Consider the following 23,260-nt stretch of genomic DNA (forward strand, 5'->3'; position numbering starts at 1 on the left):
TCCCCCGTGAGGACGCCGCTCTGTGACGACTCGTGACGATGTGAAGAAGTGTGTAGCGGCGGGGTTGGAGCCGGGTGGCCGCGGACCCTAGCGTCGGCCCCCACGGCGTGCAGAACGGTGCGCCCCGACAGGCAGGAGCCTCGAGTGCCCATCGAATTCCTCGGCATCGCCGCGCTCAACGACGGCAGCGAGACACGAGCACGCAGCGGCGCGAGCTTCGACCCGGAGTACACGGTGCGTCTGGCCGCGGCTCATGAGGACAGCGGGTGGGACCGCATCCTGTTCGCCTACCACTCCGGAGCCCCCGACCCCGCCGTCGCCGCCGCTTTCATCGCGTCGCGGCTCGAGCGCATCCAGCTGCTGCTGGCGCACCGGCCCAACGTCTCCTACCCCACGGTCGCGGCGAAAGCCTTCGCGACCCTCGATCAGCTGAGTGGAGGCCGCCTGAGCGTCCACGTGATCACGGGCGGGTCGGACGCGGACCAGGCCGCGGAGGGCGACTACCTGAGCAAGGACGAGCGCTACGCGCGCACCGCCGAGTACATCAGGATCGTCAAGCAGGTCTGGACGACCCGTGAGCCGTTCGATCACGTCGGGGAGCACTACCGCTTCTCCCGGTTCGTCAGCGACGTCTGGCCGGTGCAGCAGCCTCGGCCGCAGATCTCGTTCGGAGGCTCCTCTCCCGCCGCTCTGTCCGTCGGTGCCGCCGAGAGCGACGTCTACGCGCTCTGGGGCGAGCCGCTGCGGGACACCGCCGAGCAGATCCGCAGCATCCGGGAGGCGGCGGCGGCGGCCGGCCGCGACGTCGCGCCGCGCATCCAGGTCGCCTTCCGACCCATCCTCGGGGCCACCGAGGAGCAGGCCTGGGAGAAGGCGGAGGGGATCCTCCGCCGCATCGAGGCGCGCACCCGCGAGACCGCCCCCGGAGGCCTCGCCGCGCCGGAGAACACCGGCTCGCAGCGCCTCCTCGCGATCGCCGCCGCAGGCGAGCGTTTCGATCGCGCGCTCTGGACCAGGGCGGGAGTCGCCGCGGGAGCGCGCGGCAACTCGAACGCCCTCGTCGGGACGCCGGAGACGGTGGCCGCCGCGCTGCTCGACTACGTCGATCTCGGGGTCGACATCATCTCGGCGCGCGGCTACGACTACGTCGACGACACCCTCGACTTCGGTCGCCACGTGATACCGCTGGTGCGCGAGGAGGTCGCTCGACGCGACGCCGCGGCCGCCCAGGCCGCCGAGGAGGCCGCTCGTGTCCTCGCCTGACACCGTCGCGGCCGACGAGTTCGTCCATGTGCGGGCCGATGACCCGCGGGCCCGGCCCCTGCTCGACGAGCTCGAGCGCGAGTACGACACCCGCTACGGCACCGCCTGGGGCGAGCCGGCATCGGCCGAGCTCGCGCGCTACCCGAGCGAGGTGTTCGCCCCGCCGGAGGGATCCTTCGTCCTGCTTCTGCGCGACGGCACCGCGATCGCCGGAGGCGCGCTGAAGAGATTCGACGACACGACCGCCGAGCTCAAGCGCATCTGGACATCCTCGGCGCACCGTCGGCAGGGACTCGCCCTGCGCGTGGTCGCAGAGCTCGAGGCGGAGGCCCGCCGGCTCGGCTACTCGACCGTCTACCTCACGACCGGGCCGCTCCAGCCGGAGGCGCAGCGGCTCTACCTCACCGCGGGCTACACACCGCTCTACGACGTGACCCAGCCTCCGGAGGTGGTCGTCCTGCACGGCTATGCGCGGACGCTCACCGATCGGCCGCTCGACGTCGCGAGGATCCGGACCGCGCACGACGACTCCTTCGCGCAGCTCACCGCGTCCCTGCCCGACGGCGGAGCACGCCTGCGCGGTGGCGTCACGGGGCGTGCCTCATGAGCGGCACGATCGCGCCGCCTCGACCGCGGGACACGTCCGGCCCCCTTCCCGGAGGCATAGACCTCGCCCGACTCGGCGAGCGGCCGGTGCTGCCGCTGCGCCACCCGGTGCGCTGGGTGGTCGCCGCACTGGTCCTCGTGCTCCTGCTGAACGCCGGACAGACCCTCTTCACGAACCCGTCGTGGGAGTGGCCGAAAGTCGGGACCTGGCTCTTCAGTCCGGCGATCCTGAAGGGGCTGCAGCTGACGCTCCTCGCCACCGCCATCAGCGCCGTGATCAGCTTCGTCGGAGGCATCGTCGTCGCCGTAGCCCGGCTCTCGGGCAATCCGGTGCTGTCGACGCTCAGCTGGGTCTACATCTGGCTGTTCCGCTCGGTGCCGCTGATCCTCGTCCTCATCTTCCTGTTCAATCTCGGCAACCTGTATCCGACCGTCGGCATCGGCATCCCCTTCGGTCCGCAGTGGTCGGTGCCGACGGTGTCGCTGCTGCCTCCGCTCGCTCTCGGCGTGATCGGCCTGAGCCTGTCCGAGATCGCCTACAGCGCCGAGGTCGTCCGTTCCGGGGTGCTCGCGGTCGATCAGGGGCAGCACGAAGCGGCGAAGGCGCTCGGGATCCCGCAGCGCCGCCAGTTCACCCGCATCGTCCTCCCGCAGGCGCTCCGCTCGATCGTGCCCGCCTACGTGAACCAGATCATCGGCCTGCTGAAGGCGAGCTCGCTGCTGTTCTACGTCTCGCTGCTCGACCTGTTCGGGGTCGCTCAGAACCTCGGCAGCACGTACCCGACGGACATCATCCCCCTGCTCGTCGTCGCGACGATCTGGTACCTGGTGCTGACCTCGGCGATCTCGGTCGTGCAGTTCTACATCGAGCGCTTCTACGCCCGCGGCGCGCACCGGGAGCTCGCGCCCACGCCCCTCCAGCGGGTGCGGCGCTCGCTCGCCGGCCTGAGGAGTGCGCGATGACCGCCGCCATCGAGATCCACAACGCGACCAAGTCCTACGGCGACCGGACCGTGCTCCGGGGAGTCGACCTGCGCGTCGAGGCGGGCACCGTCACGGTTATCCTCGGTCCGAGCGGCTCGGGCAAGTCGACCCTGCTGCGGGCGATCAACCATCTCGAGAAGCTCGACGAGGGGTTCGTCTCCGTGAACGGCGAGCTGATCGGGGTGCGGCTGCGCGGCGGTCGGCTCAAGGAGCTGCGCGAGAAGGAGATCCTGCGCCAGAGGGCGAGGATCGGCTTCGTCTTCCAGAGCTTCAACCTCTTCCCGCACCTGACGATCCTCGAGAACGTCACCGAGGCGCCGATCTCGCAGGGGCAGCCGCCCGCGCAGGCCCGCGAGCGGGCACGCGCCCTGCTCGAGCACGTCCGTCTCGCCGACAAGGCGGCGGCCTATCCGAGGCAGCTCTCCGGCGGCCAGCAGCAGCGCGTGGCCATCGCGCGTGCGCTCGCGCTCGACCCCGAGGTGATCCTCTTCGACGAGCCGACCTCGGCTCTCGATCCCGAGCTCGTCGGGGAGGTGCTGCAGGTCATCCGGTCGCTGGCCGAGAGCGGCCGCACCCTCATCGTCGTGACCCACGAGATCGGCTTCGCCCGCGAGGTCGCCGACCGGGTGGTGTTCGTCGACGACGGCCTCGTCGTCGAGCAGGGCAGCCCGAGCGAGGTCCTCGACCGCCCGCAGAATCCGCGGACCCGCGACTTCCTCGGCCGAGTCCTCGGCTGAGCCCCAGCACTCCTCCTCCTCTCCATCCGCACGACAGACACAGGAATCGAATCATGACCAGACCGCACATCACTCGTTGGACCAGAGTCGGGGCGCTTCTCGCTGCCGCCGCGCTGACGACGGGCCTCGCGGCCTGCTCCGGTGCCGCCGCCTCCGCCCCGGCCTCCCCGGGAGCCGCCTCCGGCACCACCACCGTCACCGTGGGTGCCCTCTCCAACGGAGCGGCGACCGAGACGGACATCGACGTGCCGGTCGTCGACGAGATCCGCGGCACGCTGCCGCAGGAGATCCTCGACCGCGGGACCCTGACGATCGGCGTCGGCGCTCTCCCCGCAGGCTTCCCTCCGCTCGCGTTCACCGGGACCGACACCGAGACCCTCACCGGCTCGGAGCCCGATCTCGGCCGCCTCGTCGCCGCCGTCCTCGGGCTGCAGCCCGAGGTGGAGAACTCCACCTGGGACAACCTCTTCGTGGGCATCGACACCGGAGGCAGCGACGTCGGCTTCTCGAACATCACCGTCACGGAGAAGCGCAAGGAGAAGTACGACTTCGCCTCCTACCGCGCCGACACCCTCGCGTTCCAGGTCCTCGCCTCGAACGACTGGGAGTTCGACGGCGGCTACGAGAACCTCGACGGACTCACCGTCGCGGTCAGCAGCGGCACCAACCAGGAGAAGATCCTGCTCGAGTGGCAGGCCCGTCTGCAGTCCGAGGGCAGGTCCCTGGAGATCACGCGACTGCCCGATGCCAACTCCGTCACTCTCGCTCTCGGCTCCGGCCGGATCGACGCCTACTTCGGGCCCAACCCGACGACGGTCTACCAGAACCGGATCTCGGAGGACGGCGCCGACCCGACCCGCAACGCCGGCACGTTCTCCGGAGCGGGCGAATCGCTCGACGGGCTGATCGCGGCGACTGTGAAGAAGGACTCCGGACTCGCCGAGCCGATCGCCCAGGCCCTCGGCTACCTCATCGGGAACGGTCAGTACCAGGACTGGCTGTCGGCCTACGGCCTGCAGGACGAGGCCGTGGACGAGGCCCTGGTGAACCCGCCCGGGCTCCCGCTCGACAACAGCTGAGCCGCCCCCGCCTCGGGCGCCCCGATCGACCAGCGGGGCGCCCCCCGCCCGCTTCCCCGAGGACTCCCATGCACCTGTTCGACTCGCTCACGCGCGAACGACTCGACCGCCCGACGAGCCGCAAGTGGAGCCTCCGCCCCGGCACCATCGGAGCCTGGGTCGCCGAGATGGACTTCGGTACGGCGCCGGCCGTTCGGAGGGCACTGCACGACGCCGTGGCCGGCGACGTGCTGGGCTATCTGTCCCCCTCGACTGCGGGCGAGCTGGGCGAGGCCGCCGCGGAGTACCTCGCTGAGCAGTACGCGTGGACGGTCGACCCCGCCCGCGTGCACTCCGTCTCGGATGTCATGGCCGCGCTCGGAGTGGCCGTCACCGAGTTCTCCCGCCCCGGCTCACCGGTGATCGTGCCTACCCCCGCTTACATGCCGTTCCTCACCTACCTGTCGGCCATCGGACGCGAGGTGATCGAGGTCCCGGGAACGATCGTCGACGGCCGCTGGGAGCACGACCTCGACGGGATCGATGCGGCCTTCGCGCAGGGAGCGGGCACCCTGGTGCTCTGCAATCCGCACAACCCGACGGGCTCGGTAGTGCCACGGTCCGAGCTCGAAGGTCTCGCCGCTGTCGTCGAGCGCCACGGCGGGCGGGTCTTCGCCGACGAGATCCACGCGCCGCTGCGGTTCGACGGCGTCCCCCACATCCCTTACGCCTCGGTCTCGGAGGAGGCCGCCCGGCATTCCGTCACCGGAACGAGCGCCTCGAAGGCGTGGAACATCCCCGGCCTGAAGGCCGCGCAGCTGATCACCACGAACGACGCAGACGAGGACGTCTACTCGCGCTTCGGGTTCGCGGTGCAGCACGGCGCTTCGAATCTCGGCGTGATCGCCTCGACGGCCGCCTACCGGGAGGGCGGAGCGTGGCTCGACGAGGTCGTCGACTACCTCGACGGCAACCGGCGCCTCATCGCCGACTTCCTCGCCTCCGAGCTGCCCCGGATCGGGCACCACACCCCGGAGGCGACGTATCTCGCCTGGTTCGACCTGGGTGCTCTCGGCCTCGCCGATCCCGCGCAGCACCTGCAGCGCGAGGCGGGAGTGACGCTCACCTCCGGACGCCTGTGCGGCGCCGGCTACGCCGACCACGTGCGTCTCGTCTTCGCCATGCCGCGTCCCCTCCTCCTCGAGACGCTCGAAGCCGTGCGGGCCGCCGTGTGAACGGCGGAGCGCCTTCGCGGGGACTCGACGAGGTGGGACGGCGGAGCACCGAGGCGGGCGGCATTGCACGACAGTGGCGAGGAGCCGTCCTTCAGCGCCTCCGCTCCCTCTGCACCCCCGATGAGGCCGGGCCGCCGGCGGTGGACCGGGCGGCCTCGCGTGTCGAGGCTGTGCAGCTCGCCCACGAGATCGAGCACGGATTCTTCCGCCCGGTGACCGGCCGGGCGCAGGATCCGGAGTGAGACGGGGCGGACCCCCCCTACGTCCCGAAGAGGTTGGCGCGGGTCCCGCCGGGAGCGAGCTCGTCGCGGAGGATCCCGCGGCGGCGCAGCACGGGGACGAGGTCGTCGAGCATCCGGTGCAGGGTGACCGGGTGCAGGTCCCCGGAGAGGAGGAGCCCGTCGCTGCCGCCGTCGTCGCCGAGCTCCTCGACGAAGTCGGCGAACTCCTCCGCGGTGCCGACGAAGCCGGCGCGCTCGGCGACGCGGCCCTTGCGCGCCTTCCTGGTCAGCAGCTCCCGCAGCGGAGCGTCCTCCGTGCCGCCGTACAGGCCGGCGATGGTGCCGTGCGAGACATGCTCGCCGAACACCGACCGCGGGACGGGGAGGTCCAGGTCCAGCCCGGTGAGGTCGGTCTCCAGGTCGCTCGACCAGCCGAGCGCGATCCGCCGCAGCGCGTCCTCGTCGGGGTGGCGCGACGCCTCGACGACGCGCGCGGCCTCCTCCGGGCTCGACACGATCTCGGGCTTCACGACGAAGAGCACGCGCAGGTCGTCCGCCGTCCGCCCGTGCTGCTCGGCCGCGGCGAGCACGCGCGCCCGGTAGTCGCGCACCGCCCGGGCCTCCAGCGGCGCGAGGGCGAGCTGCACGTCCGACTGCGTGCCGGCGAAGGCCAGGCCGCGGGGGGAGCCGCCGGGGGAGACGACGATCGGGTCGCCGTTCGCGAAGGGGACGGCGTTCAGGGGTCCGTCCACGCGGAAGTGCTCCCCGCGGTGGCGGAACGCGTCGATCCGGGTGCCATCGGCGTAGCGGCCCGACTCGGGGTCGGCGACCAGCGCGCCCTCGCCCCAGCTGTGCCAGAGCCGGCGGACGACCGCCATCCACTCGTCGGCCCGGTCGTAAGCCGCGTCGTGCGACAGCGGCTCCAGGCCCACGTGGCGGGCGCTGCCGACGTCGGTGACGAGGTTGATCCCGAAGCGGTCGGAGCTGAGGTGCTGCAGCGTCGCCGCCTGCCGGGCGGCGAGGTACGGGGGCGTGATGCCGGCGTTGATCGTCGGCGCCAGCCCGATCCGCTCGGTCGCCGCGAACAGGTACGGCGCCAGGAGGAGCGGATCGTGCTTCGGCCCGCCGTACGCTCCCCGCACCCGCAGGTCGAGCGTCTCCGGGGAGCCGAGCGAGACGGCGTCCTCCATCACGATCAGCTCGAAGCCGGCCTGCTCCAGCTCGCGGGCCGACTGCTGGTAGAGGCCGGGCTTCGTCCAGTCGTGGTTCCACTCCCGGTAGGGGTGCCCCCATCCCTGCGGGCCGAAGCCGCGGGAGAAGAACCAGCCGAAGTGCTGACGGCGCGCCACGCTCACACCTCCGCGAGCGCGGGGAGGGCGCGTGCGCGCACCGCGGCGAGCCCGCGTTCGAGGTCGCGGAGGAGGTCGTCGACGTCCTCGATCCCGATCGACAGCCGGAGGAGCCCGGGGTGGATCCCGGCGGCGGCGCGCTCGGCGGGGGTGCGTCCGGCGTGGGTGGTCGACGCGGGATGCAGCACCAGCGAGCGCACGTCGCCGAGGTGGGTCATGTGGCTGAACAGCTCGACGGCGTCGATGAAGGCGGCCGCGCCCGCCTCCCCTCCGGCCACGGTGAAGGAGAAGACGGAGCCCTGCCCGCGGGGGAGCAGGCGCTGCGCGAGGGCGAACGACGGGCTCGACTCCAGGCCGGAGTAGTCGACCGACACGACCTCGGGCCGCCCCTCGAGGAAGCGGGCGACGGCGAGGGCGTTCGCGGAGTGCCGCTCGACCCGCAGCGACAGCGTCTCGACGCCCTGCCGCAGCAGGAAGGAGTTCAACGGTGACGGCGTCGGTCCCAGGCGGGAGACCACGATGTCCCGCGTGTACGAGACGAAGGCGCGCCGGCCGTGCTGCTCGGTCCAGCTGCGGCCGCCGAACGACCGCTCCTCCTGGTTGAGGTGCGGGAAGAGCGCGGGGCGCGCCGCCCAGTCGAACGTGCCGGCGTCGACGATCACGCCGCCGAGGGCGGAGCCGTGCCCGGCGAGGAACTTGCTGGTCGAGTGCACGACCACGTCGGCCCCGTGCTCGATCGGGCGGAGGAGGTACGGGGTCGCGAGCGTGTTGTCGACCACGAACGGCAGCCCGTGCCGATGCGCGATCGCGGCCAGCGCCGGGAGGTCCAGCAGATCGTTCTTCGGGTTCGGGATCGGCTCGCCGAAGAGGACCCGGGTGTCGGGCCCGATCCGCCGCTCCCACTCGCCGAGGTCCGACGCGTCGTCGACGAAGTCCACGCCGATCCCGAGCCGACCGAAGTTCTGCACCAGCAGCCCCCGGTTGCCCTCGTACAAGCGGCGCGACGAGAGCACCCGGTCGCCGGCCTGCAGGATCCCCAGGAGAGCGGAGGCGGTGGCCGCCTGGCCGCTCGCCACCAGGATCGCCTCGGCGCCGCCCTCGAGATCGGCGAGCCGACGCTCGACCTCCTCGGTGGTCGGGTTCCCGTTGCGGGTGTAGAGGTAGCCCTCGTCCTCGCCGGCGAACCGCTCGCGGGCGTGCTCGAAGCTGTCGAACACGAAGCCGGCGCTGAGGTGCACGGGCGTGACGCGCGCTCCGTGGGCGCCGTCGGGCGCGGCACCGGCGTGCACCTGGCGCGTGGTGAAGCCGGCCGCCGCGGAGGCACGGGGTGCGGGCGCGGAGACCCTGGTCGCGGCGCTCGCCGCCGCAGTGGTCGCGGTGGTCGCCGGTGCAGTGATCGTCACGGTGTGCTCCTGTCCAGACGCCCGGAAGGCGGATGCCGGGAGCCTGTCAGGCCGAGGGGAGTGCGCGCCGGATCGTGACGGAGTGTGACTGCGCGGGGCCGCCGGAGCGGTCTCCCGCCGGCGCAGCGGGACCGCCGACGCCCTCCTGCGGGTCGAGGAGGTGCAGCTCGTCGTCGCCCCGAGTAGGGGGTCTGTCTCGATTCCCGATACGCAGCCGTTCCCTCTTCTACCGTGAGCCGACCGCGAGTACGAGCTCGCGCCACCGGCCGCCGAGGAGCAGCAGCGCATGCGACAGTCCTTCTTCCACTCTCTCGTCGCCGCGGCCGTGTTGGTCGCGGGCGCCGGGCTGACGGTGGTGGCTGCGCCGGCCGCATCGGCGGCTCCGGCGCTCTCCTCCCCGTGCCTGACGTCGGACCGAGTCGTCCCGCTCTCGGACGTCGTCGTGCCCGAGGGCGTCGGCGCCGTCCGAGCCGTCCTCAGCGGAGCGGACGGCCAGGGGAGCGGGGATCAGTACTACGCACCCGGAGGCGGCGCGGGCGGTCGAGCAATCGGCGGCTCCGGTTCCACCCTCGTCGTCGATGTGGCCGTGACGCCCGGGCAGGTGCTGACGCTCGGCCGCATCACCGGTGCGCCGTCCGGAGGGGCGCCCGAGGCCGGCAGTCCCGATCTGAACGCCGGCGGCAGGGGCGGTGACCCCCAGTACCTCTCGACGGTCGGGTCCGACGGTTGTCAGCACGCCCTGGCGGTCGCAGGCGGTGGTGGCGGCGTCGGCGGGACGAACGCGCGCGGCGGCGACGCCGATGCAGGCAACGGCGCACAGGGAGGTGCGAACGGCGGCGGGAACGCCGCGGTCGACGGAGCCGGCGGCGGCGGAGCGACGTCGTCCCGCGGCGGATCAGGAGGAGCGGCCGGCTACGACAGGTTCAGCCCCTGCGCCGACGGCAACGCGGGTCGCGCGGGTGCCTTCCTCAGCGGCGGCGACGGCGCGGCCGTCGGGGAGCCGCGCCCGAAGACGAACTACGAGTGCGCCGCGTTCAACTTCTCCGGCGGCGGCGGCGGCGGAGGCGTATCGGTCGGTGGGACCGTTCTCTGTGATGCGCGGGTCCGAACCGTCCTGCCCTCATGGGCGCGACCCGGCACCCGTGGCAACTGTCCTGGCGGGCCCGACGAGGCTCACCGGTCGACGGCGACGCGGAGGTGGTGAAGAGCGGAAGGACGATCCGCTCCGGCCCGGGCGCCGCTCAGCGGCCGTCGCGGGCTTCGCGGGTACGGTTCCCCAGTTCTCCTGCCTGCTGCGCCGCCTTGTTGACGAGATCCCAATCGCTGCGGCTCGCCGTCGCCGGCGAGTTCTTGACCCGCGCGATGGCGGCTCGGTAGTCGGATTCGTTGGCCATGATCTCCTGCTCTCGTCGGTCGGTCGGGCCGAGAGTACGCGGATCCCGAGCAGGGAGGCGTCACCGCTTAAGGGGACGAGCCCGGTGAAGACACCCCGGCCTAAGCTCGTGCGGCCGAGCAGGGAGGTGCCGTGGCGGCTGCGACTCAGGCTCCGATCGACTCCGGTGGGGAGGCGGCGGCGGCATCGGCTGTCCTGCGGAGGATCGCGATCCACGTCGGTCTCGCCTACACGCTGGTGGTGCTCCTCGAGGCGTTGTCGCGGGGTGCTGCGGCCACCGTCGGAGCAGCGGCTATCGCCGCGGTAGTCATCGTCCTTGCGCTCCGACTCTGGTCACCCGTCTGGCTCGGCGTGGTCACGGCCGCGGGGCTCATCACCTGGTGGTCGACGGCGGTCGACCCGTGGGGGCCGATAGGCGCGGACGCAGCCGAGGTGATCGAACCCGCTCGGCCCCTCGCGATCGGGATCGCCCTGACGCTCCTCGGGCTCGGTCTTCAGCGCCTCAGCCACGCTCTCGTCGTCTCGATGACCGTCGCGGCGATCGCTCTCGTCGGGGCCGCGATACTCGGCGCACCCGGCCCGAGGATCCTCGCGGGCTGCCTGTGGTCGGTCAACCTGATCGTCGTCTGCGCTCTGGGCGGCTGGGGCATGCGGCGGGGGGCGGCGCTCGCCGGATCGGCGATCGCTGCTCTGGCCGCCGCCCGGCGTGACCGTGTGTACGGCGAGGAGTTTGCCCGGAGGCGTCGCGAGCACGACATCGCCGTCCACGACAACGTGCTCGCGACGCTGACGATGCTCGCGCACGGGGGCGTGGGGATGGACCCGGCCGAGCTCCGGCAGCGCTGCCGGGAGGACCTCGCCGACTTCACCGCCGGCCGCGACTCCCCCCTCGACGTCCCGACCGTCGGCGACCTGATCGACGGCTGGCAGCGGGTCGCCGAGTCGCTGCACCTGCGCTGGGCGGTCGACGTCTCGACCGACGGGTCGCAGGTGCTCGAGCAGGAGTCGCGCCTCGCCCTGGACGGAGCGGTCCGCGAAGCGCTCCGGAATGTGCGACTGCACGCCCGAACGGACGCTGTCGCGGTGCGGGTAGGAGGCGACACCTCCCTCCTGACCGTCGAGGTGGCGGACGACGGCGACGGCTTCGATCCGACGCACTCGCCGATGCCGACCCGGTGGGGAGTCGCGCGGTCGATCGTCCGTCGCATCGAGTCGGTGGGTGGTCGAGCCTCCGTCACCTCGATCGCCGGCGAGGGGACCCGGGTGCGGATCGAGATCCCCGACGTCGTCCGCGCCCTCCCGGAGAGCGCCGTTCCGCCGCCCGTTCCGGCGGCCGAGCGCCTGAGGAGGAGCTCGCGGACGGCCCCGATGGTGATCGGCTGGGTGGGGGTGGCCGACGCGACTCTCCTCGTCATCGTCTTCTGGCAGGACTACCTCGTGCCGGGCTTGGCGGGACTGTGCCTCGCGGTCCTCCTGGCGACGGGTGCGCTGACCGGACGCCCGACCGCGTCACGACGGCGCTTCCGGCGCATCGCGGCCCTCGCCGCCTTCGTCTTCCTGATTGTCGGCGCGACGGTGACCGCGACCCTCATCACGCCGGCGGGCGTCCGGTTCACCGGGGCGAACATCGGAGTGACCGGGGTGTCGCTCGCCCTCGTCTGGCTCTACCGGTCCCAGCCGAGCGCCGTGGTGCTGACGCTCGCGGGGGCGCACACCACGACCCTCCTGTGCCTCGCCCTGGCGTCGGGGGCCGTCGACGGCCCCTGGGTGCTGCCGGCGCTTGTCGCCCGGATCTGCGCAGAGGCGCTGGTCGTCCCTGCCGGCGTCGCGGTCTATCTGCGTTCGGCGGGTCGAGCGGTGGTCGAGCTGCAGGAGCTCGACCACGAGGCGGCGAGGCTGGAGTCGCAGCGGGCGGCGGTCGCGGCGGCTGAGTCCTTGCTCGCCGATCGCCGGTCGAGGCTCAGGGAGCTCGCCGCTCCTCTGCTCGACGACGTCGCGTCGGGCCGATCGCCGCTCCCCCTCGATCCGATCGCGGTGGACTCGGCGGTGGTCGTCGCGCGACGGGTGCGCGGCCTCCTCTCATCAGGGGCGGAGTCGGGGTGGCTCACGCTCGCGCTCGCGTCGCGCGATCTGCAGCGCCTGCGCTCGCCCGCGCAGCTCGACGTGCTCGACGGTGAGGGAGCCGCAGAGGACATCCCCGACCGCGTCCGGACGGTGCTGCTCGAGGTGATCGGACGACTGCAGACCCTCGCTGCGCGCCGGTCGGCTTCGGTCGCCGTCGTCGTCACGCGGTACGGGGACTCCGTCGGCGTCGTGCTCACCGCCGGGCCGGGCGTGATGCTCGAGCGGGACGTCGCGCTCGGCGGCCTCGTCGAGGCGGTCGATCGTCTCGGCGGGACCTCGAACGAGTCGGACGGGTTCGTCGTCGTCGAGGTGGAGTGGTCCCGATGACGATCTATAGCGATGCATTTCGTTCGGAGCTCCGCGAAGAGACGTGATGTCGCGAACTGGTGACCGAGTGGCGCGAAGTGTCCTAGATTCAGCCCGAGCGATCCGGACAGCGCTCGAAGGACGGACCCTGATGGCACTCACCGGCCTCATCAACGTCGCGATCGTCGATGATCAGCGGATGTTCCTCGATGGACTCGAGTCATGGCTGACGGCGGCCGATCCCCGGATCCGCGTGGTCGTCAAATCGCAGAGCTATGTCGGGTTCCTCGAGGAGCTGACCGGCCCCATCGACGTGGTGATCGTGGATGTCGACCTCAAGGACGACAGCACGATCGAGGCGCGCGTCGCCGAGATCACCGCGCGGGGGATGAAGGTCATCGTCGTCAGCACTTTCGCCGACGCGACAGTCGTGCACCGGGCGCTCGCAGCGGGAGCGCTCGGGTACGCGTCCAAGAGCGAGAGCGCCTCCGAGATCGGCTTCGCCATCGAGGCGGCCCTGTCGGGGCGCGACTACCTCACTCCGCACGTCACGGCTCTGCTCCTCCAGGAGACGCAGATCCGCCGACCCGCGCTGAGTATGCAGGAGAAGCGCGTGATGAGCCTCTACGCGACGGGGCTCCCGGTGAAGAACGTCGCCTTCCAGATGGGTCTGTCTCAGGACACGGTACGCACCTACTTGAAGAGGATCAAAGCCAAGTACGTCGAGTGCGGTATCCGCCTCGACACGAAGATCGACTTCTTCAAGCACTCCCTGCAGTTCCGGTCCGTGACTGTCCGCAAAGAAGAGGAGCCCTGTCACCACTTCATGTGACACGGGTCATGTGTCACCGATCAGTGTGACGTGACGATGCCGAGTGCTCTTGTCATCCTGACTCCGGACGCCGCAGGGCGCGGAGGATGGGGGCGACGGATGAGTGATCCGACCGGCGGGTGGGACTTCAGCCGCTTCACCGGCGGGGGCGGCACCACCCCCGGTAACGACTCGTCCAGAGCGGATCCCGCGCCCCGCGCCGACGCGTTCGGAGCGTCGTTTGGCGGGGCCTCGTCGACGGCGACCGCTCCCCTCACCGCGTCGGCCGGCTTCGGCGGCGCCGTCGCCACCGAGCCGGCTCCGTCCTCCGTCCGCTCGCCCATCGGCTGGCTGATCGGCGGAGTAGCGGTCGCCGCTCTCGCGGGGGCCGCCGCGCTGGTGCTCGGAGCGGACCCGCTCGCAGCGATCCTCTCGTGGGCGTTCGCGGGCCCGATCGCGATCGGCCTCTTCGCCGTCTACCTGCTGCTCGACACCAGGAGGCGCACCCAGCTGATGTACTCGCCGCCCACCTGGGCGCCGTGGCTCTACCGAGGGGGCCTGATCATCGTGCTGCTCGCCGTGATCGCCAGCGCCGCCCGCATCGCCTTCTGGGCGGGACGGGTGTGGCAGCTGTGAAGGGCCGCGGAGCTGGACTCCTCTCCGTCGTCGCGCTCGCGGTCCCGCTGATCGTCGGCGGACTAGTGCAGGCGCCGGCAGCAGCCGCCGCCGAGGCGGATCCGGCGCTGGGCGCCTTCGGGGCGTGCATCGCCGGTGGTGGTGCGGCCGACGTGCTGCTGCTCGTCGACGAGTCGAGCAGCCTCACGTCGAGCGACGCCGCGCTCGGCCGGGTCACCTCGGCCACCTACTTCGTCGATCAGCTCGCGGACTTCGCGACGGAGGCCGGCACTCCGGTCGACGTGCAGCTCAGCGTCTTCGGCGACTCCTACTCGACGCTGCTCCCGTGGACGCCGCTCGGCGCCGAGTCGGTCGACGGCGTCCGGGCGAGCATCGCCGGACTCGCCGAGCGCGTCGACGGCTTCGACACCGACTACTGGACGGCGCTCGACGGGGCGCGTGCAGATCTCGCGGACCGAGCGGCCGGACGCACGGGAGGCGCGGGCTGCCAGGCCGTGGTCTGGTTCACCGACGGCAAGCTCGACTACTTCCCCCGCGAGACCGGTGCCGAGCGCGCCGAGTACGGGACGCAGAAGCGCTTCGCCCCCGGCGTCGACCTGACCGATTCGGGCGCCGCCGCGCAGGTGCGGGACGCCGCCGCCGCCGACCTCTGCCGCGGCGGCGGTCTCGCCGACCAGCTGCGCTCGTCGGGGATCACGGTCTTCGGCGTCGGCCTCACCGGCCCCGGATCGACGGACGCCGACTTCGACTTCATCAGGTCGGTCACCACCGGCACCGACCTCGCCGGGACGCGCTGCGGCGACATCACGGAGCCGGTCCCCGGCTCCTTCCAGGTGGCAGGCGACATCGACAGCCTCCTCTTCGCCTTCGACGCGATCGCGACTCCCGGGGGAGCGCCGCTCACCCAGGAGGCGGGAATCTGCCAGGTCGTCGCCTGCGCCGACCAGGCGCACAACTTCGTCCTCGACGCTTCGACGCCCCGCGTCAAGATCCTCGGCTCCGCCGACGCCACCGGTCTCGCGGCGAGCATGAGCCTGCCGGACGGCACGCGGGTCGATCTCGCCCGCGACGCGGACGGCGGCGGGAGCGCCTCGGTCGTGATCGACGCGAGCGGTGCGTCGATCGACTACGAGTGGATCACCGAGAAGACGGTGTCGATCACGGTCGATCGCGGGTCGTCCGCAGACGCGGCGTGGGTCGGCCAGTGGGCCTTCACGTTCACGGATCCGCAGGGGGCCTCCGCCGATCGGCGGTCGAAGACGAACCTGCACATCAGCGGAGATCTGGGGCCGAGCTGGACGAACGGCACGGGCGTCGTGCTGCACGCGGGCGAGACGATCGACGGCGCGGTCTTCGCGCTCGTCGGCCGGGGCGGGGCGCCCGTCGACCCGTCGTCGATCCTCGGGACGATGCGGTACGCCGTGTCGCTCCAGGACGCGGAGGGAGCCGTCGTCACGGTGCTCGACACCGAGGACAAGGCGGCGATCGGGCGACCGGTCGCGCTGCCCCTCACCGATGCGGCTGTCGGGCTGGGGCTCCTCACCCTGCGCCTGGAGGTGACCACCGGGTCCGCCACCTCCGCTTCCGGCGCCGTCGTGCCCGGGACCGCTCTCGATCCGAGCGTGGTGGCGCAGCGGATCTCGATCGAGCCGCCCGCCGCCTACCCGACCGTCGCCGAGCGCGTCGACTTCGGCGGCGCCGAGGGACCGGTCGACCAGCAGGCCGTGCTTTCGCTCAAGGGCGACGGCTGCGCCTGGCTGGCCTCGGACTCGGCCGATGTCGTCGCGTCGCCGCAGGGTCTCGGCGCGGTGACGATCGAGTCGACAGCCTCCTCCGCCGACTCGTGCGTCGACTCGGGCGGCGCCGGCCTGCCTCTGCGGCTCAGCACCGAGCAGGGCGGCAACGGCGCGATCAACGGCACGATCACCGTGATGCTCGCCTCCTCTGACGGCAGCGGCCCGCCACTCGAGGTCGAGGTGCCGTTCACAGCGAGCCTCGCGCTGCCGCTGGACGTCCCGGTGGTCTGGCTCGCCTTCGCGATCACGCTCATCATCGGCATCGCGGTCCCGGTCGGCGTCCTCTACTTCGCGAAGTGGCTCGTCTCGGTCGTCCCGGCGAGGCCCCTCGTGGCGACGACGGTCCCGGTGGAGGTGTCCGGCGGCAGCGTGCTCCGCGGAGGCAGCCGCTTCGCCATCGGGCCGGAGGATCTCCGCGACGTGGTCCCGATCAGCGCGAGGGGCTCGCGCCGTGTGGTGACCGGCGGGGCGGAGCTGGTCGCCCGGGCGGGCGCCGCGCCGACCGAGGCGGGCTTCGTCCGCGTGGACCGCCCGGGCTGGTCGAGCGCCTCCGGCGCCTCGCCGTCGACCACCGCGAAGGGCACCACGGCGAGGCTCCCTCTCGCCGTGCACAACAACTGGGTCGTCTTCCACCAGCCGGGGCGCCCGGCCGGATCGGCCGAGGTCCTGCTGCTCATCGGGGGAACGGCCACGCCCGCGCAGCGCGCCAGTCTCGCGGACGATCTGAACTCGCGTCTCCCCGACATCCTCTCCCGCCTCGTCGCGGAGGAGCCGGAGTCTGACGCTCCTGCGGCCGAGGCGGCGAGCTCGCCGTTCGGAGGGGGAGGGGCCGCCGAGACGAGCGGCTTCGGCGGCTTCGGCTCCGGCCTCGGATCCTCTGCGGCGCCGACGGCCGTGGCCTCCCCGCCAGCGGCGCCGGCGCGGCCGGAGGCGGACACGGGAGAGGCGCCGCCCCGCCCGGCTCCCGATGCGAACCCCTGGGGGACCCTTTGATGCCCTCGTCCGGTCCACTCGATCCCACGTCGAAAGAGGTCTGATCCATGCAGAAGTTCCTGGTCGTCGGTTGCGGCGGCTCCGGGGGTTCGACCCTCGCCTACATGATGGATCAGCTGCACTCCGAGCTCGCGCCGCTGGGCATCGACCGGATCCCCGCCGGCTGGCAGTTCGTCCACATCGACGTGCCCAACGCGCCGGACACCCGGATCAACGGCATCGGCAACGTCCGCGACCAGGGCGGCACCTACATCGGCACCGCGCCCTCGACGGGCAGCTACACCGTCCTCGACAACGCCCTGAGCACGCGCCTGCGACAGGGCGGCGCGCTGGGCGAGTTCGGGACCTGGGCCCCCCGCGACCCGGCGTCGATCACGGTGCCGATCGGCAACGGAGCCGGGCAGATGCGCGCCGTGGGGCGGGCCATCACTCTGCAGCGCGCCTCCGACGTGTTCGAGGGCCTCTCGCGCGCCTTCCAGAGCATCAACACCGTCGAGGCGAACACCGAGATGACGCGGGTCTCGCGGATCCTGCCAGGAGCGGGCTCGTTCGACCCGGCGTCGCGGACGGTCGTCCTCGTGGTGTCGTCGATGGCCGGCGGCGCCGGCGCGAGCATGGCGCTCGACGTCTGCCGCCTCCTCACGCTCGTGCAGGGGGTCGACCCCGGGCTCGTCGGAGTGTTCATGGTCACCCCCGACGTGTTCGACGGCCTGCCCGCCTCCGCCCGCGGCGGTGTCCGGGCCAACGCGCTCGCCATGCTCGGCGAGATCGTCGCCACCCAGACCGCGGCGGCCGAGGACCACGACGTGGCCATCCTCAGCGCCCTCGGTCAGAGGGTCACGCGGACGAGCGCGGCGCCGTTCGCCCGGGTGTTCCCAGTCGGGCGGTTCGTCGGCGCCGAGAAGACGCAGTTCGGCGACGGATCGCAGTCGGCGGTGTACCGGGGGCTGGGGCGCGGTCTCGCGGCGCTCATCTCCAGCGGCAAGGCGTCGGGCGACTTCGTCGAGTTCGACATCGTGAACGTCGCCGACCCGACTCCTGCCGACCTCGACTTCCTGGGCTGGGGCGAGAGTGCGAACTCGATCCCCTGGGGCGCCTTCGGCTACGCGAGCCTCTCGATGGGCCGCGACCGCTACCGGCACTACTCGGCGCAGCGCCTCGCCCGGACCGCGGCGGACCGCCTGCGGGAGGGGCATCTCCAGCCGGGGAGCATCGCCTCCAGCGTCGATCAGCTCCGCGCGCTCGCCGACTCGCAGTGGACGCGTGTCGCCGACGCCATGGGCCTGCCCTTCTCGGACGCGCCCGGCCCCCTGTCGACTGAGCAGGTGCTCGGCTGGTTCACCGGCACGGCCTTCGCCCGCACCGACGCCGACGGCGCGGCGCGGCGGATCCTCGACGAGCAGTTCGTCCCCTACGTCCCGCCGCCCGCGACCACGGTCGCGCTCTGGTCGCCGACGCTGCGCCAGTTCCTCGCGGAGAGGAAGGCGGTGCTGGGCAGCGCCGCCTCCGAGGCGGCGTACCGCTGGGGGTTCCAGTGGAGCGACCACCTGCACGAGCGGATCCTCGCGCAGGTCGCCGAGGCCGTCGAGCTCTTCGGCCTGCCGTACGCCCGCGAGGTCCTCGACCGCGTGGAGCGGCTGATCCAGGATCAGCTGCTGACCCACCTGCAGACCATGGCGGGATACCAGGGCGGCGACCTCGGCCAGGTGCCCCCAGCGTTCGAGACGCAGCTCGCCGGGATGCGCGGCACGATCGCGAACGGTGCGAGCGTCGTCGACCGGCTGGTGGACCTCTTCCGGCAGCAGACCACGAACACGGTCTACGCCCGGAGCGCGGACGTCGCGCGCACGATCCTGCAGGCGCTCGTCACGGACGTCCTCGCCCCCCTGCGCCTCGCTCTGAGCGAGGGGATCCAGGTCCTCGAGAACGCGGTGCACGCGGCGCCGACAGCGGTCGGGCTCGCGAACGTCGCGACCAGCGACTACACGGCCTGGCCCTCGGAGGAGGACCGCTTCGTCCCCGCGCGCTTCGACGTCGCGGACAACGAGATCCTGCTCACCCCCTCCGCCGGCTTCGATCAGCAGTACGAGGGAGACCTGCGCGCCGCGGTCGCGGAGGGGACCACGGCGGTCATGTTCTCGGACGCGCGCGTCCTCGGCGCCCGCGCCGTCATCAGCGGCACGTGGCCGGTTGCGAGCGGTGCGGAGGCGCCGGGCGGCCTCGTGGAGAGGCTCGCCCAGTGGCGACCCGGGCTCTTCAACCGCGATCCGATGAACGGAGCACCGCTCACTCCGTCGCAGGGGCGCTACCAGTTCGCCGTCGCGCCGGCCGACCTCGTCGAGCGCGCCCTGGCGTTCATCCGCCGGCCGGGCGAGTCCTTCGAGATCTTCTGCGCTCTCTCCCTCCGGGACTTCGCCGAGGGCAAGGACCTCCCGCCGTCGGGTCTTCCCGGCCGGCACGCGGATCTCGTGGCGAAGTTCGGCGAGGCGCTCTCTCGCGCCCTCCCTCTGATCAGCATCGACTCGGACGCGGTGAACGCCATCCACGGCACGCCGACCCAGTACCGCTACAAGTTCTCGGGCGTGCCGTTCAAGGACTCGCCGGTCGTGGCGGCGCTCGAGCAGGTCATCGCCTCGCGCCAGAACATGGCCGACGAGGTGGCGCAGATCTTCGGACGGGCCGTCAACGCCGAGAGCACGCTGACCCGGATCGACATCTTCGGCTCCTACCGCAACTACGCGCCTCTCGTCTTCGACTCGCTCCTGCTCCCGGTGGCGAAGCAGTGGGCCGAGACGTCGCAGCAGGGACGCCTCACCTTCTGGTCGAACCGGCGCAGCCGACCGCTGCCGGCGTCGCTCCCCATGGGCGACCGCGAGCGTCGCGCCATGATCGCCGGCTGGTACGTCGGCCAGATGACGGGCCAGATCCGCATCCCGGACGCGCCGTACGACACACCGGTCGAGATCTGGGACCCGGAGGATGAGCGCTGGATGGCCTTCCCGCACCCGCTGCTGACGCCTCCCTCCGAGTTCCTCGGCCGCCTGATCGACTGGCTGCCCGCCGTTCTCGAGTCGTACCTGCTGGCGATCTCGCGGGCGCTCGACGCACCGGTGATGACGTCGATGAAGCCGTACCGCCAGTTGCGCAGGCTCTCGGACGCCAACCCGGGAGGCCCCGCGCGCGGGCTCATCGAGCGGTCCTCCGAGCGCGAGCTCGCTGGTTGGCTCGCGACAGGGGACACCCCCAGCGGCACGCCGTCGCGCATCGTCGGGGAGACGCTCGACGCCAGGTACGCGAATGCCCTCGCCTGGCTCGAGTCGATCCACACCTTCACCACGACGAGCTTCACACCGGGAGCTCCCGGCGCCGCGCCGGGGACCTACTCGACGATCGCCACGCGGCGGACCGCCTCGACCACGCCGATCTTCCGCGACCTGGCGCCGGACATCATCCTGGCCACCGAGGAGCTGCGGCAGACCCTCGACGCCGCGAGGACCCTGGCGGCCCGACCGGTGCCCGCCGCCGGACTGCCACGATCCGCCGACGGAGCCTTCGCCCCGGCCGGCGCCCTCGCCGCCGTCCCCGAGCCCGACTTCGGAGCCTTCTGATGTCGACGATCACGGTCCTCCTCGCGCCGGCCGGCCCGCTCGCGGGCATCAGGGACGCACTGACCGACTGGTCGGCCGCCGGAATGGTCGACGAGTTCCACTGGGTCGAGCCGCAGATGATCGGGCGCACGAGCATCTCGGCCCTTGTCGTCCGCGGCGGAACGATCGAGGGCACCACGCTGAACGCGCTCGCCGGAGCGGGGCGCACGGAGCGCATCCGCCTGGTCTCGCTGGTCCCGGCGCTCACCGGAGTGGTGCCTGCGGGCACCGCGGTCGAGCAGGAGCTCGCGCAGTTCCTCGAGAGCTCGTTCGGACAGGCGAAGGTGGTCCGCGTCCGGGCGGTCGTCGCACGGGCGGGCGGCCCCGCCACCGTGGCGGACCTCGCTGTGGACGGCTGGCACAACATCCTGCTCTCGCCCGAAGACTCGAGCGGACCCGGGATGGGTCAGACCCGCCTCCCCCCGACCACCGATCCTCTCGAGCTCGGCGTCCCCGCGGCCGCCGGTGTCGCCGGACTGGTCGGGCTGTGGACGGGCGTCGACGGCTCACCGCTCGACGACGAGAACCTCACCTACGGGCAGCTGGCCCGGATGTCGCGGTCGTACTACCGCCGACTCGGGACCGCGGAGCTGGAGGGCGCGCTGCGTCGGGAGGTGCTCTCGATGGAGCGGGGACTCCCGCTCCCGACGCAGTTCGGAACGGCGGCGACTTACGTCGAGGACGCTCCGCTCGCGTCCCAGAACATGTCCGAGCAGCTCTGGGCGCGCCACCCCGGTGTCCTCCGCGGACCCCGTGACGCGGAGCCGCCGCGGAAGACCAAGCAGATCGGCGCCTGGGACGCGCTGAAGATGCTCTTCGGATTCGTGCTGGCCGCCCTCCGCAACGCTCCGAGGGCCTGGCTCGCCGCCGTGGTCAACCGGGTGCGCGCGGACGCGGCGGCGGCGGTGCACGGCCTCGTCTTCGGAGGCGCACCGTCGGCCTACGCGGTGGTCGTGAAGGGGGTGACTGCCGACGGCATGCCGGCGAGCTGGCTCGACTACGGCGGTGCCGCCGCGTCGATCGACAGGATCCTCGACGAGCAGGGCGGCGCCCGGCGCGACCACGAGGCGCACGCCGACCTCTCGGCGCTGTGGCAGGACTACGTCGCCGCCTCCCTGACGCTCGCCGACGGCGGTGAGCGCGTCACCGGTCTCACTCCGGTGCAGATCGGAGCTCAGCGGGGTGTGCTCCGGCGCCCGGGCGGCATCGTGCCCGGAGCCGATCAGGCCTTCGACGGAGTGCCTCCGCACCTCGCGGCGACGGTGGGGCTGCCGGCAGCGGAGCCCTTCGACGTGCTCGGCGTCTACGCGCTCGAGCAGCGCCTCCGCTTCGTTGCCGAGCAGCCGGCGGTCGGCGTCGCCGCCGCGACCGCTCTGCAGGCCCTCGGGACGTGGAAGGCCGAGCACGGCGACAGCTTCGCCGCCCGCGTGGGTACGCGGATCGGCGAGAGCTTCTTCGCCGTGACTCTCGAGATCCGCACGCTCCTCGAGGACATCCGCCGGGCCGCCAGCGCGGACGACATCCTCACCTCCGTGCAGGCTCAGCAGAAGCGTCTCGCGTCGACGACTCGCATCCTCGTGATCGTGTTCACCGCCCTCCTGGTGGTGACGGGCGTCCTCCTCGCGACCGGTGTGATCGGAGTGACGATCGGACTGATCCTGCTCGGCTCGATCCTCCTGGTCGGATTCGCGACCACTCTGATCGTGTTCCTCCGGGGGCAGCGCGAGCTGTTCCGGCTGATCAACGCCAGGACCGAACTCCTGGCGCGGGAGGAGCTGGCCCGGCGGAATCTGCGTCACGCCGTCCGCGATGCGCGACGCCTCACCGACGCCTACGGGCAGTTCCTCGCGTGGTCGCGCGTGGTCGGGACGATCCTCGCGGCGCCCTTCGGCCGTGCGGAGGAGTCGGCACTCGCGCCGGACGTCGACGTCGCCGACCTCCCCCAGTCGGTGCGCCTGGGCGCGGGCGTGGTGGATCCCGCCGCGGTCGGCAGTGCCGCCATCGAGCTGCGCCGGGACATCTTCGCGATCGGCTGGCTCGATCAGTGCTGGACCGCCGCGCTCGCCGGCGCTCCCCGCCAGATCGGTCCCCGCGGCGTCGAGATCGAGGCGGACGCCCGCGCTCTCTACCGTCAGTCGGGCGGAGGCGAGGACAGCCTGCTCCCGCTCTGGACCGCAGCGCTCAGCGCTCACGGCGTCGACGGCTCCGTCGGCGATGCGACCTGGGCGAGGGTCCTGCAGGATCTCGACGGGCCGCGGTCCGCGATCGCCGACCGTCTGCTCGCGTCGGTGTCCGACGCACGTCTGGCCGGAGGCGCACCTGTGCCGTACGCGAGGTTCCTCGCCGACACGGACTCGCCCTCGCGCCTGCTCGGTGACCGGCTCGACGACGGCCTGCTCACCGACTCGGCGCGCGCCTCTGGTGCGAGCGCCGTGGAGCGTCCCGACTCGAGGATCGGCCGACGCGGACTCAGCCGCATCGTCGCCCTGACCGAGCTCACCGCGTCGATCCCGGCATACGAGTTCCTCGTCCACCGTGCTGCCGGCCCGCGCATGGTGTCGGACGTCGGTCTGGACGGCGCTCGGGAGTGGGCGTCAGCACCGGTCGTCGCCGCTCCCGCGGCGATCCCCGAGCCGACGGCCGCGGACGTCCCCGACCTGTTCGACGGGATGCCGTTCTGATGCCCGCGATCCTGGTC

16 protein-coding genes are annotated in these 23,260 nt (G+C 72.2%); 13 read left to right on the forward strand and 3 right to left on the reverse strand.

Annotated features, from left to right (window positions below):
• Positions 1 to 144 precede the first annotated feature (144 nt).
• The 6 genes from C5C33_RS06975 to C5C33_RS07000 all read left to right on the forward strand — a co-directional run bounded on the left by C5C33_RS06975 (position 145) and on the right by C5C33_RS07000 (position 5,883).
• Positions 145 to 1,263 carry an LLM class flavin-dependent oxidoreductase gene (locus C5C33_RS06975; RefSeq protein ID WP_104260764.1) on the forward strand — a complete coding sequence of 373 codons (1,119 nt, stop codon included), beginning with the start codon at positions 145 to 147 and terminating at the stop codon, positions 1,261 to 1,263.
• Positions 1,250 to 1,870, forward strand: coding sequence for a GNAT family N-acetyltransferase (locus tag C5C33_RS06980; protein ID WP_219814754.1), 621 nt, complete (start codon positions 1,250 to 1,252; stop codon positions 1,868 to 1,870). The genes C5C33_RS06975 and C5C33_RS06980 overlap by 14 nt, the downstream gene beginning before the upstream one ends.
• Positions 1,867 to 2,832, forward strand: coding sequence for an amino acid ABC transporter permease (locus C5C33_RS06985; RefSeq protein ID WP_104233982.1), 966 nt, complete (start codon positions 1,867 to 1,869; stop codon positions 2,830 to 2,832). The genes C5C33_RS06980 and C5C33_RS06985 overlap by 4 nt, the downstream gene beginning before the upstream one ends.
• Positions 2,829 to 3,590 carry an amino acid ABC transporter ATP-binding protein gene (locus tag C5C33_RS06990; protein ID WP_104260765.1) on the forward strand — a complete coding sequence of 254 codons (762 nt, stop codon included), beginning with the start codon at positions 2,829 to 2,831 and terminating at the stop codon, positions 3,588 to 3,590. Before C5C33_RS06985 ends, C5C33_RS06990 begins: the two co-directional genes overlap by 4 nt.
• A gap of 53 nt (positions 3,591 to 3,643) precedes the next feature.
• Complete coding sequence (locus C5C33_RS06995) at positions 3,644 to 4,669, forward strand: transporter substrate-binding domain-containing protein (protein ID WP_104247109.1); 1,026 nt, start codon at positions 3,644 to 3,646, stop codon at positions 4,667 to 4,669.
• A 68-nt stretch (positions 4,670 to 4,737) separates the two neighbouring features.
• Positions 4,738 to 5,883, forward strand: coding sequence for a MalY/PatB family protein (locus C5C33_RS07000; protein WP_104260766.1), 1,146 nt, complete (start codon positions 4,738 to 4,740; stop codon positions 5,881 to 5,883).
• Positions 5,884 to 6,142: 259 nt separating this feature from the next.
• Here C5C33_RS07000 and C5C33_RS07005 read toward each other — a convergent pair whose 3' ends face one another.
• Together C5C33_RS07005 and C5C33_RS07010 are read right to left on the reverse strand one after the other, a co-directional pair.
• Positions 6,143 to 7,453 (reverse strand): LLM class flavin-dependent oxidoreductase, encoded by a 1,311-nt coding sequence (locus tag C5C33_RS07005; RefSeq protein ID WP_104233980.1) that lies wholly within the window; start codon positions 7,451 to 7,453, stop codon positions 6,143 to 6,145.
• Between the two features lie 2 nt (positions 7,454 to 7,455).
• Entirely contained in the window at positions 7,456 to 8,742 is a 1,287-nt protein-coding gene (locus C5C33_RS07010) for an O-acetylhomoserine aminocarboxypropyltransferase/cysteine synthase family protein (RefSeq protein WP_104247137.1), read from the reverse strand.
• Between the two features lie 400 nt (positions 8,743 to 9,142).
• Between C5C33_RS07010 and C5C33_RS07015 the strand changes: the two genes are divergently transcribed.
• Positions 9,143 to 10,060: a hypothetical protein gene (locus C5C33_RS07015; RefSeq protein ID WP_104260767.1), complete on the forward strand. Its 918-nt coding sequence runs from the start codon at positions 9,143 to 9,145 to the stop codon at positions 10,058 to 10,060.
• A 37-nt stretch (positions 10,061 to 10,097) separates the two neighbouring features.
• Here the strand turns inward: C5C33_RS07015 and C5C33_RS18440 are convergent, their stop codons facing one another.
• Complete coding sequence (locus tag C5C33_RS18440) at positions 10,098 to 10,250, reverse strand: hypothetical protein (protein WP_181136207.1); 153 nt, start codon at positions 10,248 to 10,250, stop codon at positions 10,098 to 10,100.
• Positions 10,251 to 10,381: 131 nt separating this feature from the next.
• Between C5C33_RS18440 and C5C33_RS07020 the strand changes: the two genes are divergently transcribed.
• The 6 genes from C5C33_RS07020 (at position 10,382) to C5C33_RS07045 (ending at position 23,243) form a co-directional block, all read left to right on the forward strand.
• Positions 10,382 to 12,700, forward strand: coding sequence for a sensor histidine kinase (locus C5C33_RS07020; RefSeq protein WP_104260768.1), 2,319 nt, complete (start codon positions 10,382 to 10,384; stop codon positions 12,698 to 12,700).
• Positions 12,701 to 12,830: 130 nt separating this feature from the next.
• Positions 12,831 to 13,511 carry a response regulator transcription factor gene (locus C5C33_RS07025; RefSeq protein WP_181136208.1) on the forward strand — a complete coding sequence of 227 codons (681 nt, stop codon included), beginning with the start codon at positions 12,831 to 12,833 and terminating at the stop codon, positions 13,509 to 13,511.
• A gap of 99 nt (positions 13,512 to 13,610) precedes the next feature.
• On the forward strand, positions 13,611 to 14,126 hold the full coding sequence (locus C5C33_RS07030; RefSeq protein WP_104260770.1) for a hypothetical protein: 516 nt from the start codon (positions 13,611 to 13,613) through the stop codon (positions 14,124 to 14,126).
• Positions 14,114 to 16,915 (forward strand): vWA domain-containing protein, encoded by a 2,802-nt coding sequence (locus tag C5C33_RS07035; RefSeq protein WP_146085757.1) that lies wholly within the window; start codon positions 14,114 to 14,116, stop codon positions 16,913 to 16,915. The genes C5C33_RS07030 and C5C33_RS07035 overlap by 13 nt, the downstream gene beginning before the upstream one ends.
• A gap of 47 nt (positions 16,916 to 16,962) precedes the next feature.
• Positions 16,963 to 20,523, forward strand: a complete 3,561-nt coding sequence (locus C5C33_RS07040; protein WP_104260772.1) for a tubulin-like doman-containing protein — start codon at positions 16,963 to 16,965, stop codon at positions 20,521 to 20,523.
• Positions 20,523 to 23,243 carry a hypothetical protein gene (locus C5C33_RS07045; protein ID WP_104260773.1) on the forward strand — a complete coding sequence of 907 codons (2,721 nt, stop codon included), beginning with the start codon at positions 20,523 to 20,525 and terminating at the stop codon, positions 23,241 to 23,243. The genes C5C33_RS07040 and C5C33_RS07045 overlap by 1 nt, the downstream gene beginning before the upstream one ends.
• Positions 23,244 to 23,260 lie beyond the last annotated feature (17 nt).

This window comes from Rathayibacter sp. AY1H3, from assembly GCF_002932015.1.

Coding starts and splice junctions, on each gene's coding strand:
- C5C33_RS06985 (WP_104233982.1), top strand. CDS start 1,867: ATGAGCGGCACGATCGCGCCGCCTCGACCGCGGGACACGTCCGGCCCC.
- C5C33_RS06990 (WP_104260765.1), top strand. CDS start 2,829: ATGACCGCCGCCATCGAGATCCACAACGCGACCAAGTCCTACGGCGAC.
- C5C33_RS06995 (WP_104247109.1), top strand. CDS start 3,644: ATGACCAGACCGCACATCACTCGTTGGACCAGAGTCGGGGCGCTTCTC.
- C5C33_RS07000 (WP_104260766.1), top strand. CDS start 4,738: ATGCACCTGTTCGACTCGCTCACGCGCGAACGACTCGACCGCCCGACG.
- C5C33_RS07015 (WP_104260767.1), top strand. CDS start 9,143: ATGCGACAGTCCTTCTTCCACTCTCTCGTCGCCGCGGCCGTGTTGGTC.
- C5C33_RS18440 (WP_181136207.1), bottom strand. CDS start 10,250: ATGGCCAACGAATCCGACTACCGAGCCGCCATCGCGCGGGTCAAGAAC.
- C5C33_RS07025 (WP_181136208.1), top strand. CDS start 12,831: ATGGCACTCACCGGCCTCATCAACGTCGCGATCGTCGATGATCAGCGG.
- C5C33_RS07030 (WP_104260770.1), top strand. CDS start 13,611: ATGAGTGATCCGACCGGCGGGTGGGACTTCAGCCGCTTCACCGGCGGG.
- C5C33_RS07040 (WP_104260772.1), top strand. CDS start 16,963: ATGCAGAAGTTCCTGGTCGTCGGTTGCGGCGGCTCCGGGGGTTCGACC.
- C5C33_RS07045 (WP_104260773.1), top strand. CDS start 20,523: ATGTCGACGATCACGGTCCTCCTCGCGCCGGCCGGCCCGCTCGCGGGC.